14 protein-coding genes and 1 tRNA gene are annotated in these 13,255 nt (G+C 51.7%); 9 read left to right on the top strand and 6 right to left on the bottom strand.

Annotated elements, in window-relative coordinates:
• Positions 1 to 163: 163 nt before the first annotated feature.
• Complete coding sequence (locus ABLU88_RS11015; protein ID WP_025106011.1) at positions 164 to 1,090, bottom strand: LysR family transcriptional regulator; 927 nt, start codon at positions 1,088 to 1,090, stop codon at positions 164 to 166.
• A 192-nt stretch (positions 1,091 to 1,282) separates the two neighbouring features.
• On the opposite strand from ABLU88_RS11015, the gene ABLU88_RS11010 reads away from it, so the two are divergent.
• From ABLU88_RS11010 to ABLU88_RS10975, 8 genes are read left to right on the top strand one after another with little or no spacing between them, the layout of a single operon-like run.
• Complete coding sequence (locus ABLU88_RS11010) at positions 1,283 to 1,894, top strand: hypothetical protein (protein ID WP_071998069.1); 612 nt, start codon at positions 1,283 to 1,285, stop codon at positions 1,892 to 1,894.
• Positions 1,895 to 1,904: 10 nt separating this feature from the next.
• On the top strand, positions 1,905 to 2,690 hold the full coding sequence (locus ABLU88_RS11005; RefSeq protein ID WP_348836497.1) for an AfsA-related hotdog domain-containing protein: 786 nt from the start codon (positions 1,905 to 1,907) through the stop codon (positions 2,688 to 2,690).
• Between the two features lie 58 nt (positions 2,691 to 2,748).
• Positions 2,749 to 3,507 (top strand): hypothetical protein, encoded by a 759-nt coding sequence (locus ABLU88_RS11000; protein ID WP_196562011.1) that lies wholly within the window; start codon positions 2,749 to 2,751, stop codon positions 3,505 to 3,507.
• An 8-nt stretch (positions 3,508 to 3,515) separates the two neighbouring features.
• Positions 3,516 to 3,740, top strand: coding sequence for a tautomerase family protein (locus ABLU88_RS10995; protein WP_148851659.1), 225 nt, complete (start codon positions 3,516 to 3,518; stop codon positions 3,738 to 3,740).
• Positions 3,741 to 3,743: 3 nt separating this feature from the next.
• The gene (locus ABLU88_RS10990) at positions 3,744 to 4,394 is read left to right on the top strand and encodes an HAD-IB family hydrolase (protein WP_348836496.1); all 651 of its coding nucleotides are present in this window, start codon (positions 3,744 to 3,746) and stop codon (positions 4,392 to 4,394) included.
• 22 nt (positions 4,395 to 4,416) lie between these two features.
• Entirely contained in the window at positions 4,417 to 5,637 is a 1,221-nt protein-coding gene (locus ABLU88_RS10985) for an MFS transporter (protein WP_025106006.1), read from the top strand.
• On the top strand, positions 5,624 to 6,037 hold the full coding sequence (locus ABLU88_RS10980; RefSeq protein WP_025106005.1) for a carboxymuconolactone decarboxylase family protein: 414 nt from the start codon (positions 5,624 to 5,626) through the stop codon (positions 6,035 to 6,037). The genes ABLU88_RS10985 and ABLU88_RS10980 overlap by 14 nt, the downstream gene beginning before the upstream one ends.
• On the top strand, positions 6,034 to 7,209 hold the full coding sequence (locus ABLU88_RS10975; RefSeq protein WP_048260384.1) for an acetyl-CoA C-acetyltransferase: 1,176 nt from the start codon (positions 6,034 to 6,036) through the stop codon (positions 7,207 to 7,209). Before ABLU88_RS10980 ends, ABLU88_RS10975 begins: the two co-directional genes overlap by 4 nt.
• Before the next feature lie 88 nt (positions 7,210 to 7,297).
• Here the strand turns inward: ABLU88_RS10975 and ABLU88_RS10970 are convergent, their stop codons facing one another.
• The 3 genes from ABLU88_RS10970 to actS all read right to left on the bottom strand — a co-directional run bounded on the left by ABLU88_RS10970 (position 7,298) and on the right by actS (position 9,676).
• Positions 7,298 to 8,296, bottom strand: coding sequence for an aldo/keto reductase (locus tag ABLU88_RS10970; protein WP_025106003.1), 999 nt, complete (start codon positions 8,294 to 8,296; stop codon positions 7,298 to 7,300).
• Between the two features lie 500 nt (positions 8,297 to 8,796).
• A tRNA-Gly gene (locus ABLU88_RS10965) sits at positions 8,797 to 8,870 on the bottom strand.
• Positions 8,871 to 8,950: 80 nt separating this feature from the next.
• On the bottom strand, positions 8,951 to 9,676 hold the full coding sequence (gene actS / locus ABLU88_RS10960; protein WP_004124922.1) for an amidase activator ActS: 726 nt from the start codon (positions 9,674 to 9,676) through the stop codon (positions 8,951 to 8,953).
• Between the two features lie 346 nt (positions 9,677 to 10,022).
• Here actS and idi point away from each other — a divergent pair, with 346 nt between their 5' ends.
• The gene (gene idi, locus ABLU88_RS10955) at positions 10,023 to 10,571 is read left to right on the top strand and encodes an isopentenyl-diphosphate Delta-isomerase (RefSeq protein WP_122117975.1); all 549 of its coding nucleotides are present in this window, start codon (positions 10,023 to 10,025) and stop codon (positions 10,569 to 10,571) included.
• Positions 10,572 to 10,611: 40 nt separating this feature from the next.
• Here the strand turns inward: idi and lysS are convergent, their stop codons facing one another.
• Both lysS and prfB read right to left on the bottom strand, forming a co-directional pair.
• Positions 10,612 to 12,129: a lysine--tRNA ligase gene (lysS, locus tag ABLU88_RS10950; RefSeq protein WP_014226789.1), complete on the bottom strand. Its 1,518-nt coding sequence runs from the start codon at positions 12,127 to 12,129 to the stop codon at positions 10,612 to 10,614.
• A gap of 9 nt (positions 12,130 to 12,138) precedes the next feature.
• Positions 12,139 to 13,237 (bottom strand): peptide chain release factor 2 gene (gene prfB, locus ABLU88_RS10945; protein WP_100248296.1). Its coding sequence is split into 2 segments (ribosomal slippage): positions 12,139 to 13,161 and positions 13,163 to 13,237, totalling 1,098 coding nucleotides; the frame shifts between segments, so codons are not numbered across the junction.
• Between the last annotated feature and the right edge of the window lie 18 nt (positions 13,238 to 13,255).

Below are 13,255 nucleotides of genomic sequence, written 5' to 3'. Positions count from 1 at the left end.
CGTAGCGCCAGGATAAAGAAGTACAGTTGATCAAGCGCCTGGGATTCAGTGATTATTGTAGCCTGGCGGCGTCAGATAGAGAGGCGTGCCTGCCATCTCATGCCGAGTAAGCCCTTGTAGTATAATAATTTTCGCTATCCAATCATGACCCCATATAAACTCTTCAGCCGGAAAAATTTTTCCCACATAAGACGTTCTGAGCATCCAGTACAGCCTCCCTCGTCTCATTGACCCTGATTGCCGAGTAGATATCAATATTCAGTTTCTGAGATTCATCGTCTGTCAGTTCGCGGTAGCACAGCCCTTCCTGATTAAACGTGCATTTCGACTGGGGCATCAGTGCAAACCCTTTGCCTCTTGCGATGCGGGTGAGCATAACGAGTGAATCATCCGGCTCTTTAACCCTTTTGAGCGGGACATTGAGCTGTTCAAAAAAACTTTCACATTTGTCATAAAATGAAGGGTTTGCGCTTCTTGAAAACCAGAAAAGTGGTAAATCACTGACGTCTTTGAGCGATACTTTTTCTTTCAGGCTGGCGGGATGTATAGCCGGCATTGCTATCAGCAGCGGTTCGCAGCAAACCCAGCGATACTGAACCATATCTTCATGGCCAGTGCCCTTTTCCCCCGTAAGCACGAGGTCAAGCGTGTTTTTTGACAGGCATTGAAGGAGTTGGGCAGAAGTCAGATTAGGTGTTTCAACGTCGTCTCCGGCATCCAGTTCGATAAGCTGTCTGCTGACGGGTTCGATAAATTCAAAATTAAGCGTCCGGGTAAGGCCGATCCGTACCTTCCCCCCGGATGCCAGTGAACCGGTTTTCAGTTCATTAAGTTCCAGCAGGATCTTCTCTGCTCTTATTACCAGGGCCTGGCCAGCCTCCGTCAGGCTGACGTCATGCGTACTGCGGCTGAATAACTGCTGATTCAGCACGCCTTCGAGGCACTTTATATGTCGGGTTAGCGGAGGCTGAGTCATTCTGAGCCGTTCAGCAGCTCTGCGAAAATTCAGCTCATGAGCAACAGCAAGGAAGCACTGGAGCTGTTTAACGCTAGGGAGGTGGTTACTTATCAGGTGTCCTGCGATCGCCATAGATTCGAGCCTGCCAGTCAAAAAATTTATTCTAAACTCTTTTGTATTCTGAGTGTTAACACGAATGATCATATCAGGGATCAGTCTGTTTACAGTAATACGAAAATTGAATTACACATTAAACAATTCCATCCTCGTCACAGATTGATAAATTTCTCCCGAACTCAATCAGAAATCTATTTGGAGATAAAAATGTCAGCTAACTATGTACTGGTCTCACGCTTTCCGTTAAAAAATAATGTTTCCGCTGCTGATTTCTCGTTCTTAAAAAACAGCGGCAGCACACGATACTATTATTCAGAAGAGCAGGGAGTGAATGAACTTCTGGAGCTGCGTGCATTTAACGACATCAAGGAAATTTCGTGGGTAGAAGAAGAGATGGTATCCATGTTCCACAGGCTGGCTGATGTTCTTTCTGCAGATATTCGCAGAGAATTGCTTAAGTTTGTAGAATCTCCGATTGACAACAAGAAAGATCTCCCTGAAAGCCAGTACATTCAACTTCGCCATGTTGAAGTTCCGGCTCATAATTATCAGCAGTATCGTCAGTGGCGCGATGAGACCATTTTTAATGTTGTCAGGGACAATAAAGATAAAATTGAAAGCTTTGAAGCATTCCACTCTCTTATTAGCGGTGTTCCGGGTGTAATGTTTATCTCCTCCTTCAATGGCGATAAGCAATCCTATAAGGAAGCCTTCACCAATGCGCGTTACCAGGAAATTATCCAGCAAGCTGGAGACAATTACATCACCGGAGGCAATGAAGGACTTTACACCCGCATCTACCATGCCTGTTGCAGCTGAGGAATGATAAATGAACTATAAAAAACTGGTTATTGTAGGCGATAAGTTTAATGAATTCGCAAATGGTAAAGATGTTCTGACAATTTCTCAGCTTGAATTACTTTCGCAAATTCCAGCCAACATTATTGATAAAGAACATGAGATTATTATCGGCCAGGGTGTACGTAAAGATTTCGCAGGAAAAGTCATTTCGAATCAGGCAAGAAATGTTGTTCATGGCAATAAACTTAAAATGTGCTCTCTGGAAAAATTGGTCAGAGATAAAAAAAATGTACATTGTCATAAAAGGCTGGAGCAGAATGTTCTTATCGGCTCAGCAGAGCAGACCGAACATAACAGTGATCTTTTTGCAATGCCGCTGCTGATTGACGAACGCTGTGAGCTCATGGCCGATCATCAGACCGGCCAGCATATTCAGGGGATGCTTCTGGTCGAGGCAAGTCGTCAGGCTTTTATCGCCGTTACCGAAGAGTTTATTTATAAGCAGGAAGCAGGACGCTACTACGTCATTAACAGCATGGCGACGACCTTTTCCAGCTTTCTGTTTCCTTTACCAGCGCTGGTCCATTTTGAATTCCTTGAGAAGGACATTAATGAGCGAAGGGGGCGTTTCAGAGCGCAGGTTCGCGTGACTCAGCATCAGACGCTTTGCGCGACGATGGATGTATCGTTCACCGTATATCCTTCAGCTCTGATTGCTGAAAAGGAAAAACTGCTGGCTGAAGCCGCCATGCAGGCGGCAATTGCTGAACAGAACATCGCGACACACGGGGTGACGCATGTCCAAATCAGCTAGCCGAACATACCGCCTGGCTGTGACCACGCAGGGGCCGCTTTACCCCCCTGCGGAGGTCATGGACGGTAACGGCAACTTTGTGGTGGTTGGCATGGTGCCGGGTGATAACGGGCTGGAATGGCGAAGCGTGCTTGTGGCAGCAGACAGCCCCGTGCCCGAATTCGGCGCGACGAAGCCTTACAGAATACTGCGAGATATTGAAGGTATGTCGCAGGATGAAGTTAAGGATATCATCCTGCATACCCTTCCTTTACCCATCCCATCAAATAATTACGGGATGCTTTTTGCACCGGAGCAGCGGCCGCAGGCGAACACCGAAAGCCGCCCCAGTCTGCCTCTGCATGAAGGCTATATTGCTGATTACCGCAGCAGTGATGGCAAACGTCAGGTTCAGCCTGTCACTCTGGAAAACTGGATGCATGCGGAGGGTACGCTGGATGTCTGTCTGTCTGAAGACAGCAGGCGCGCAAGGTTTACGTTTTCTTTCCGTAATCTTGTTCCCGACAGTGTTTATACCGTGATGAGCCTTCGGGAAAAAGATTTAGCGACTGAGAATCCAAGCCGACCGGGACCTCTGGGCATACCTAACGTATTTATTACCGATCATAACGGTAATGCAGATTACTGGGCGGAATTGCCCGATCCCTTCCCGGCACATGAACGGAATGAAAACCGGATTATTAACGTTGTTGTCCTGTATATGAGTTCCCGCCAGAGCTACGGCGGCGCAATCGGGCTTTATGGTCTGGGTGGTGACATCCATGCTCATTTAAAACTGAAGGTCCGTTCCTTCGATGAATTTACCACCGTAGAGTGAGGTAAAATATGCCATTTGTTCACATCACCACCTGGCCTGTAAAAGATGAAGGTGAAATTATCCGGCTCCAGGAAGATATTACGTTTGCTGTGCATAAACATACCGGAGCGCCGCTGGATAAAATCTCGGTTGTCATTACTGAAATACATCCTTCTCGCTGGGCAGACGCAGGGGTTCCCGGAAACCATAAAGATTTTCAGGAAAAAAGCCGAAGGAAAAATTACGAGGAGTGAGTTTTGCAACAGGCCGCCGCTTTTTTTGACGTCGATGAGACGCTGATCAATATTAAAAGTATGTTTGATTTTTTTGACTTCTGGTGCAAGGAGAATAATGAACCCATTAAACTCCATAAGTATATGGCGAATTTCCAGTCTGATGTTAAAAAAGGAATTCCCCGTGAGCATCTCAACAGGGAGTACTACCGGCAATTTGCAGGTATCAGTTATAAGGCGCTTGAAGAGGCTGGTGAAAAATGGTTCAGATTTAAGCTGAATTCAGAATTATTTATAGGAAGCGCGGTTTCGGCTCTTAAAAAACATCAGGCTGAAAATATGGATATTGTTTTTATATCCGGTTCAATGCTTCCCGTTCTTTCTCCTGTCGCAAGATACCTTGGCGTGAAAGATATTCTTTGCGCACCACTGAAGTTCACTGCTGCAGGGGAAATGACGGGTGAAATAGGTTATCCACAGACGATTGGTGACGGAAAGAAAGATGCGCTCCTTCAGTTTTGCGAACAGAGAAATATTAATCCTTCTGACTGTTATGCCTATGGTGACGATCTCTCTGACATTCCGATGCTTGCATCAACCGGCCACCCTGTCTGCGTAGGAAAACATTCAGCGCTGGCCAGACACGCGATAACACATCGCTGGCAGGTTATTTAAACCAACCTTGAGGTAAGAATATATGCATTCAGAAAAATCCCCGCAGGATATGACCTTCAGGTCTTGGCTTGCCTTGTTTATTCTGGCTCTTTCAACGTTTACTATCGTTACCACCGAACTGGCTCCGGTAGGCCTGCTGACGCCCATTGCAGAGGGACTTGGCGCCTCTGAGTCAGCGGTTGGCATGACGGTTTCACTTTACGCCTGGGTGGGCGCACTGAGCGCACTCTTTGCATCAGTATTCCTTGGTAATGTGGCCAAGAAGCGGCTTCTGCTCACACTCACGGTCATACTTTTTCTTTCTAACGTTCTTGCCGCCACGGTAAACACATACGCCATACTGCTAGTCGCACGCGTACTGGGCGCGCTGGCACATGGCGCATTCTGGGCGATGATCGGCGCCACCGCAGTGGCTATCGTGCCAGCCCGATTCCTTGGCGCGGCAACGTCTATCGTTTTTGGTGGCGTCTCGGCTGCCAGCGTATTTGGCGTGCCGATATCAAATTATATTGGTATACACTTCGGCTGGAGACAGGCGTTCTGGCTGATGGCTTTACTCAGCGTGGTTGCCTTTGCCGGCATTACCATACTGGTGCCACAGATAACCAGTAAAAGTGCGATCGGCCTGGGGGCGCTCAAAAGCGTATTTAAATCCTCCGCGCTGTGGAAAATTTATTCCGCCACGTTACTGGCCGTAACCGCACACTTTGCCGCTTTTACATACATTGAACCCTGGCTGCACACGCAGCATTCCCTTGCCACATCCGTCATCCCGGCGGTTCTGTTTGTTTACGGTATCGCTGGTCTTGCCGGCAATTTTCTCACCGGAATGATGATTGATAAACATCTCAAAGCAACGGTATCGGTATCGGTCGTGCTTATCTGTGCTGTGCTGGTATTTCTGGGTTTATCCGGTACATCCCTTTCAGGCACTGCGGTCTTTACCGCAATGGTTATCTGGGGCGTGGCTGTATCCGGGATTTTTGTGGGCTTCCAGACGTGGGTCCTGCGCCTGGCGGAAGATAAAGCCTTCCCGGCGTCCGCGGTTTACGTTTCATTCTTCAATACCGCTATTGGTGTCGGGGCATCTGCAGGTGCCTGGATGGTATCCGCTTTTTCCGTCCCACTGCTTTATATCGCAGCCGGCGCAGCTATCGGACTTTCTGTCCTGCTCGTTGCCGCTATTCCGACGCGCCTGAGGTCTGAACAAACCACTCCGGAGAAATATTATGAGCCCAACTGATGAGCTGACACGTTATGGCAGAGATATTATGGATCGTCTTGAGTCCGGACTCGCCGATAAAGTCACCACCCGACTGAGCGAAATTGATTCCACCTTGCCGGCCCTGATTACCGATTACGCTTTTGGTGCTGTGGTTGGCCGTCCCGGACTAGATCTCAGAACGAGAGAAATGCTGACGGTTGCTTCGCTTGTGACGCTGGGTAACGCAATGCCACAGCTTGAATTACACATGAGAGCGGCACTCAATACCGGCGTCACCCCGGAAGAGCTGCTTGAAATCGTGATACAGATGGCTATCTATGCCGGCGTTCCGGCATGCATGAACGGCCTGACGGCCTACCGCGCCGCTATGGCGGCGACCGGCCATACTCTGCCTGGCCTGAAAGAGGAAATGTCATGAACGAAGTTGTGATTGTTTCTGCAAAACGTACTGCAACGGGTGCATTCATGGGTTCCCTGTCGGGCCATTCCGCAGCAGAACTCGGGAGTCACGTCATTCGTGCGCTTCTTGAAGACTCAGGAGTGGAGGCCAGTGAGATTTCTCAGGTTATTATGGGACAGGTACTGACGGCAGGATGTGGCCAGAATCCCGCACGTCAGTCCGCGCTGAACGCCGGGCTACCCGTTGAAACGCAATGTCTGACGATTAACAAGGTCTGCGGTTCAGGTCTCAAATCAGTTCATCTGGCCATGCTGGCGCTGCAGACGGGTGAGGCAGAATTCGTCATTGCCGGCGGTCAGGAGAGCATGTCTAACGCCCCTCATATTCTGATGGCTTCACGCTCAGGGACAAGGCTGGGGGATTGTAATATGAGGGATAGCGTGGTGTCCGATGGACTCTGGGATGCTTTCGATAATAACCATATGGGCGTCACCGCCGAAAATGTTGCAGCTGAGTTCAGCATCAGTCGCGAAATGCAAGATGAATACGCGCTACTGTCCCACATAAAGGCAATGGATGCTCAGGAAAAGGGAATATTTGCTCGTGAAATAGTTCCCGTTGAATGGCAGGACAGGAAAGGTAAAACCCTGAGAGTTGACACGGATGAAGGCCCCCGCAAAACCAGCATTGAAAAACTAATGCAGCTGAAACCCGTTTTCAGAAAGGGAGGAACTGTGACGGCAGGTAATGCATCCTCTCTTAATGATGGCGCGGCCGCTGTCCTTCTTTGTACCAGAAAAACTGCCGAGGCACGTGGGCTGCTGGTTTTAGCGTCTCTTGCCGCGTTTGCGAATTCGGGGATTAAGCCGGCATTAATGGGTGCCGCTCCGGTACAGGCTATCGCAGACTGTCTTTCCCGCTCTGGCTGGAAACCAGAAGATGTTGATCACCTGGAGTCCAATGAAGCGTTTGCAGCCCAGGCGCTGGCAGTGGTTGACCAGACGGGTATTTCACCCGATCGTATTAATCCCTATGGCGGAGCAATCGCACTCGGGCATGCTATCGGTGCCTCGGGATGCCGCATTCTGGTCACCCTCGTGCATGGACTCCTGCGTAATGATAATAAACGCGGTGTTGCAGCGCTGTGTGTTGGCGGCGGTGAAGGGGTGGCGCTGAGCGTTTACCGCTGAAGAAAAATTATCGGCTGTACAGCGGCTGGGCTGTTAATAAAAACAAAATAACCGGGCAATGCCCGGTTTCATATTATGTAAACGGATTTCAGGCGTTAACGCCTTTCATACCTTCTTCAGAATACCGGCCGCCTTTAATCTCAACGCGCTGGTGAATATCGTTCAGTAGCGCAACATCTGATTTGTCCAGAGCGATGTCAGCCGCCTGCGCATTTTCGGCCAGATAACTGATGTGCTTGGTACCGGGGATCGGTACCAGCTTATCGTACTGCGCGAGCAGCCAGGCCAGCGCCACCTGACCCGAGGAACAACCGTACTTTTCAGTAAGCGGGAGAACAGCATCGAGAAGCTGTACGTTGTGATCAAGGCTGGACTGAATGAAACGCTCATTATTTTTACGGAAGTCACCTTCAGAAAAATCACTGTTTTTACGGTATTTTCCTGTCAGGAACCCCCTTCCCAGCGGAGAATAGGGTACCAGGCCAATCCCCAGCTCTTTCACTGTCGGCAGGATTTCATCTTCAATGTCACGTGTCCATAGTGAATATTCTGTCTGCAGGGCTGTGATTGGGTGTACAGCATGGGCCCGGCGAAGGGTCGATGCAGAGACTTCACAAAGTCCGATATGATTGATCTTTCCATCTTTGATGAGACGGCTCAGACATTCCATGCTCTCCTCGACAGGCGTCGCCGGGCTGACCCTGTGAAGATAGAACAGATCGATCCGTTCAACGCCGAGCCTTTTGAGGGATTCATTACAGCAGTGGGTAATGTAGTCCGGTTGATTGTTAATGGTGCGGGCATAAGCCTCATCAGGCGCCCGATCGATTCCGCACTTTGTGGCAATTCTGAACTGCTCACGCGTAGCCTTATCGAGTCCGGCAAGAAAGTGGCCAATCAGCCGTTCATTGTGACCCCGCCCGTACAGGTTAGCGGTATCAATGAACGTAATATCCAGGTCAATGAGTTTATGTAATAGCTGCCGGGAAGCCTTGTCATCTGTCTGGCCATAAAATTCGCTCAGTCCCATCGCACCATAGCCGACTGAACTGACAATAAGGTTTTGAGATAAATTTCGGGTATGCATAATGACTCCTTTTTTTTACACCATGATTGTTTCACCCCGATTACGGTTAATGAATTGTCATTTTCGTTATGCAAAAAAAGTATCAAGGCGGGCTGCATAAGGTGTAGCTCGTAACGCGCTGGCGTGTCGGTATGCATGCACCGGCAGGAAGAAATCAGGGACCGAATGACCGCCAAAGGCTGGAGAGATCCAGCCTTCCCTTTTTCCCTGATTTTGGACAATTCCATCCATAAAGCCCGTTGGTGGTAAGACACCTCGCGGAGCCGTCAGGCGACAACATCAGGGTATGTCAGACATCAGGATGACCATGTATCCGAAAGCGCGAGGCCGAACCGCTGGCAGCGCCTGCATGTGGTGTGCAAGTACCGTGACCACTAACAGTGTACCTTGTGTTGGTAAACTATCGTTCAATGGTAGGACGATTACAGACAATTTAGCTAAGGCAAGCTGTTGATAGAAATGAGAATTTTAATGAAGTTTTGCCACAGCGGGAGATATTCTGGAGCGGGCGAAGGGAATCGAACCCTCGTATAGAGCTTGGGAAGCTCTCGTTCTACCATTGAACTACGCCCGCGAAGAGGTGCGAGGGCCATTATAGACCTTACGCACCCGCTGACAAGCCCAAACCAGGCTAAATGCCGATAAAATAACCTTTTAGCACTTAGGCTTACTGCCCTGCGGCGGCAAATAGCGCAGCGGGTCGATCGCCGTCGCCCGGTAGCGAATCTGGAAATGCAGACGCACGGAATCCGCATCCGAGCTGCCCATGGTGGCAATCTGCTGGCCAATCTTCACGCTCTGGCCGTTATTCACCATTAGCTTGTCGTTGTGCGCGTAGGCGCTGATATAGTCCTCATTATGCTTAATCATAATCAGGTTGCCGTAGCCGCGCAGCTGGTTGCCCACGTACACCACTTTGCCCGCCCCTGCCGCATACACCGGCTGGCCGCGCTTACCGGCGATATCGATACCTTTATTGCCGCCATCGCTGGTGGAGTATGGCAGCACTACTTTACCGCTGGTTGGCCAGCGCCAGCAGCGTTGCCCGACCGGCGGCCAGGAGGATTGCGGCACCGCCGAAGATGGCGTCACGGCGGCGGTACGTTTCGCTGACGATTTCTTGCCGGATGCCCCCGCCTTCGCCGTGGTCCCGGAACCGCTGTTTAGCTTCAGCTTTTGCCCGACTTCGATGGTATAGGGAGGTGAAATATTATTGAGACGGGCGAGATCCCTGACGCTGGTGCCAGTGGAACGTGAGATAGCGTACAGCGTGTCGCCGCGCTTCACGGTGTAGGTAGAACCGGAATCGGATGAGCTGGAACACCCCGCGACAATCAGGCTGCTCAGCAACATTATTGCAATAACAAAGCGTTTTCTCATCAGGCATCCTGCGCTTAACACGAACATTCACCTCAAAACCAGGGCGATTATCATACCAGTCCCTAAGGCATTCCCCAATCGCTACCCGTCATACAGAAGTATTAAAGGCCTGCTAAACGGCTGAACATCTTCGCTCTCCCGGGAGAGTCCGGGAGCGTCGCGGTGCGTCCGGGTTAAACCGCTCGTGATTCAATTAGCCCCCTGCCGGCACCTCTGCAATATCACGCTCTCCCCGGAGGCCAACATGTTTTGGTAATGCCTTTGTCCCATTTATGGGCTACCCTAGTGGCCTGAGTACATGACCCGGCGGGTTTGTGCCGGGTCATTTTTTATTTCAGGAGTTGTCATGGCCGGGGAACATGTCATTTTGCTGGACGAGCAAGATAAGCCTACAGGTATGCTGGAGAAGTATGCCGCCCACACCTTCAATACCCCTCTGCATCTCGCGTTTTCCAGCTGGCTGTTCAATGAACAAGGCCAACTGCTGGTCACGCGCCGCTCGCTGGGCAAAAAAGCCTGGCCAGGCGTATGGACGAACTCAGTCTGCGGGCATCCGCAAACCGGCGAAACCTTTGAACAGGCCGTTGAGCGCCGCTGCCGCTTTGAGCTCGGCGTTGAGATTACCCGCATCGCCCCGGTCTTCCCGGGATTCCGCTATCGGGCCGTTGCGCCGAATGGCATTGTCGAAAACGAGGTCTGCCCGGTCTATGCGGCGCGAGTCGCCAGCGCGTTACGGATAAATCCTGACGAAGTGATGGATTTTCAGTGGAGCAATCTTGCGGATGTGTTAAGCGGGATTCGCGCGACGCCCTGGGCTTTTAGCCCGTGGATGGTGCTGCAGGCGGCGGACGATAATGCGCGTAACGCATTAATCAGCTTTAGCAACCAGGCATAAAAAAACCCAGCTCTGCTGGGTTTTTTTATTCGCGTAATGCTTATTTTACCGGACGCATCGCCGGGAACAGGATCACGTCGCGGATGGTGTGGCTGTTGGTAAACAGCATCACCATACGGTCGATACCGATACCGAGGCCCGCGGTCGGCGGCAGGCCGTGCTCCAGCGCGGTAACGTAGTCTTCGTCATAGAACATCGCTTCGTCGTCACCGGCGGCTTTCGCGTTAACCTGATCGAGGAAACGCTGCGCCTGGTCTTCCGCATCGTTCAGCTCGCTAAAGCCGTTACCGATTTCACGCCCGCCGATGAAGAATTCAAAGCGGTCGGTGATTTCCGGGTTCTCGTCGTTACGACGCGCCAGCGGAGAGACTTCTGCCGGATATTCGGTAATGAAGGTCGGCTGAATCAGGTGCGCTTCCGCCACTTCTTCGAAGATCTCGGTCACGATGCGGCCCAGACCCCAGCTCTTCTCAACGTGGATACCGATGCTTTCCGCAATGGCTTTTGCGGAATCGAAGTTATCCAGATCGGCCATCTCGGTTTCCGGACGATATTTCTTGATCGCTTCGCGCATGGTCAGCTTTTCAAACGGCTTGCCGAAATCAAAGGTCTGATCGCCGTAAGGCACTTCAGTATGGCCCAGAACGTCCTGCGCCAGGGTGCGGAACAGGGATTCGGTCAGCTCAATCAGATCTTTGTAATCCGCATACGCCATGTAGAGTTCCATCATGGTGAACTCAGGGTTATGGCGAACGGAGATACCTTCGTTACGGAAGTTACGGTTGATTTCGAACACGCGCTCGAAGCCGCCAACCACCAGACGCTTCAGGTACAGTTCCGGCGCGATACGCAGGTACATGTCCAGATCCAGCGCGTTGTGATGGGTGATGAACGGACGCGCGGACGCGCCGCCGGGGATCACCTGCATCATCGGGGTTTCAACTTCCATAAAGCCGCGGCCGACCATGAACTGGCGGATGCCCGCCAGGATCTGCGAACGCACTTTAAAGGTGTTGCGCGATTCATCGTTGGAGATCAGGTCCAGGTAGCGCTGACGATAGCGCGCTTCCTGATCCTGCAGGCCGTGGAATTTGTCCGGCAGCGGGCGCAGGGCTTTGGTCAGCAGACGCAGCTCGGTGCAGTGAATAGAGAGCTCGCCGGTCTTGGTTTTGAACAGCTTACCGCGCGCCGCGATGATATCGCCGAGGTCCCACTTTTTGAACTGCTCGTTATAGACGCCTTCCGCCAGATCGTCGCGGGCGACGTACAGCTGAATGCGGCCGCCAACGTCCTGCAGCGTAACGAAGGAGGCTTTACCCATGATACGACGGGTCATCATGCGGCCAGCGACGGCGACTTCAACATTCAGCGCTTCCAGCTCTTCGTTTTCTTTGCCATCGAAGTCAGCGTGCAGAAGGTCTGAGGTGTGGTCACGACGGAAATCATTCGGGAACGGGATACCCTGCTCACGCAGCGCGGCCAGCTTCTCACGACGGGCTTTCAGTTCATTATTAAGGTCAATTGCCGCGTCAGCGCCCTGTGCTTGTTGTTCAGACATGTTGGTTCCTCATAACCCTGCTTTCAAACTTGCTTCGATAAATTGATCCAGGCTGCCGTCCAGCACCGCCTGAGTGTTGCGGGTTTCCACCCCGGTGCGCAGATCTTTAATGCGGGAGTCATCCAGCACGTAAGAACGGATCTGGCTGCCCCAGCCGATGTCGGATTTGGTATCTTCCATCGCCTGCTTCTCGGCATTTTTCTTCTGCATTTCCAGCTCATAAAGCTTCGCTTTCATCTGCTTCATGGCCTGGTCTTTGTTCTTGTGCTGTGAACGGTCGTTCTGGCACTGGGTCACTAAGCCGGTCGGAATGTGGGTAATACGCACCGCGGATTCCGTACGGTTAACGTGCTGACCGCCCGCGCCGGATGCGCGATAAACGTCAATGCGCAGATCCGCCGGGTTGATGTCGATATCAATATCGTCATCCACTTCCGGATAAACGAACGCGGAGCTGAAAGAGGTGTGGCGGCGGCCGCCGGAATCGAACGGGCTCTTACGCACCAGGCGATGAACGCCGGTTTCGGTACGCAGCCAGCCGTAGGCGTAGTCGCCGATAATCTTGATGGTCACGGACTTAATGCCCGCCACTTCGCCTTCAGACTCTTCGATGATCTCGGTCTTGAAGCCGCGCGCTTCGGCCCAGCGCAGATACATGCGCATCAGCATGCTGGCCCAGTCCTGCGCTTCCGTTCCGCCGGAACCGGCCTGGATATCGAGGTAGCAATCGGCGCTGTCGTATTCACCGGAGAACATCCGGCGGAATTCCAGCTGCGCCAGCTTCTCTTCCAGCACATCGAGCTCGGCGACGGCTTCGTTGAAGGTCTCTTCGTCTTCGGCTTCAACGGCCAGCTCCAGCAGGCCGGAAACGTCCTCCAGCCCCTGAGACATCTGATCCAGCGTATCAACGATGGCTTCCAGCGAGGAACGCTCTTTACCCAGCGCCTGCGCGCGCTCTGGTTCGTTCCAGACGTCAGGCTGCTCCAGCTCGGCATTTACTTCTTCGAGACGCTCTTTCTTAGCATCGTAGTCAAAGATACCCCCTAAGAACGTCCGAGCGCTCCGTGAGGTCCTGAATACGGTTTTTTACCGGATTTATTTCAAACATGGTCGGTTTCTTTTAATG

This window comes from Klebsiella sp. GW_Kp182 (assembly GCF_040062275.1).
Lineage (GTDB): Bacteria > Pseudomonadota > Gammaproteobacteria > Enterobacterales > Enterobacteriaceae > Klebsiella > Klebsiella michiganensis.
The sequence above is the reverse complement of the archived record's forward strand: the minus strand, read 5'-3'. Positions and strand labels throughout refer to the sequence as shown.

What these genes read in the sequence shown, in the direction of transcription:
- ABLU88_RS10975 (WP_048260384.1), top strand. Translation starts at nt 6,034, where the DNA reads ATGAACGAAGTTGTGATTGTTTCTGCAAAACGTACTGCAACGGGTGCA.
- ABLU88_RS10970 (WP_025106003.1), bottom strand. Translation starts at nt 8,296, where the DNA reads ATGCATACCCGAAATTTATCTCAAAACCTTATTGTCAGTTCAGTCGGC.
- ABLU88_RS10995 (WP_148851659.1), top strand. Translation starts at nt 3,516, where the DNA reads ATGCCATTTGTTCACATCACCACCTGGCCTGTAAAAGATGAAGGTGAA.
- idi (WP_122117975.1), top strand. Translation starts at nt 10,023, where the DNA reads ATGGCCGGGGAACATGTCATTTTGCTGGACGAGCAAGATAAGCCTACA.
- ABLU88_RS11000 (WP_196562011.1), top strand. Translation starts at nt 2,749, where the DNA reads ATGGACGGTAACGGCAACTTTGTGGTGGTTGGCATGGTGCCGGGTGAT.
- actS (WP_004124922.1), bottom strand. Translation starts at nt 9,676, where the DNA reads ATGAGAAAACGCTTTGTTATTGCAATAATGTTGCTGAGCAGCCTGATT.
- ABLU88_RS10985 (WP_025106006.1), top strand. Translation starts at nt 4,417, where the DNA reads ATGCATTCAGAAAAATCCCCGCAGGATATGACCTTCAGGTCTTGGCTT.
- ABLU88_RS10980 (WP_025106005.1), top strand. Translation starts at nt 5,624, where the DNA reads ATGAGCCCAACTGATGAGCTGACACGTTATGGCAGAGATATTATGGAT.
- lysS (WP_014226789.1), bottom strand. Translation starts at nt 12,129, where the DNA reads ATGTCTGAACAACAAGCACAGGGCGCTGACGCGGCAATTGACCTTAAT.
- ABLU88_RS11010 (WP_071998069.1), top strand. Translation starts at nt 1,283, where the DNA reads ATGTCAGCTAACTATGTACTGGTCTCACGCTTTCCGTTAAAAAATAAT.
- ABLU88_RS11015 (WP_025106011.1), bottom strand. Translation starts at nt 1,090, where the DNA reads ATGGCGATCGCAGGACACCTGATAAGTAACCACCTCCCTAGCGTTAAA.
- ABLU88_RS11005 (WP_348836497.1), top strand. Translation starts at nt 1,905, where the DNA reads ATGAACTATAAAAAACTGGTTATTGTAGGCGATAAGTTTAATGAATTC.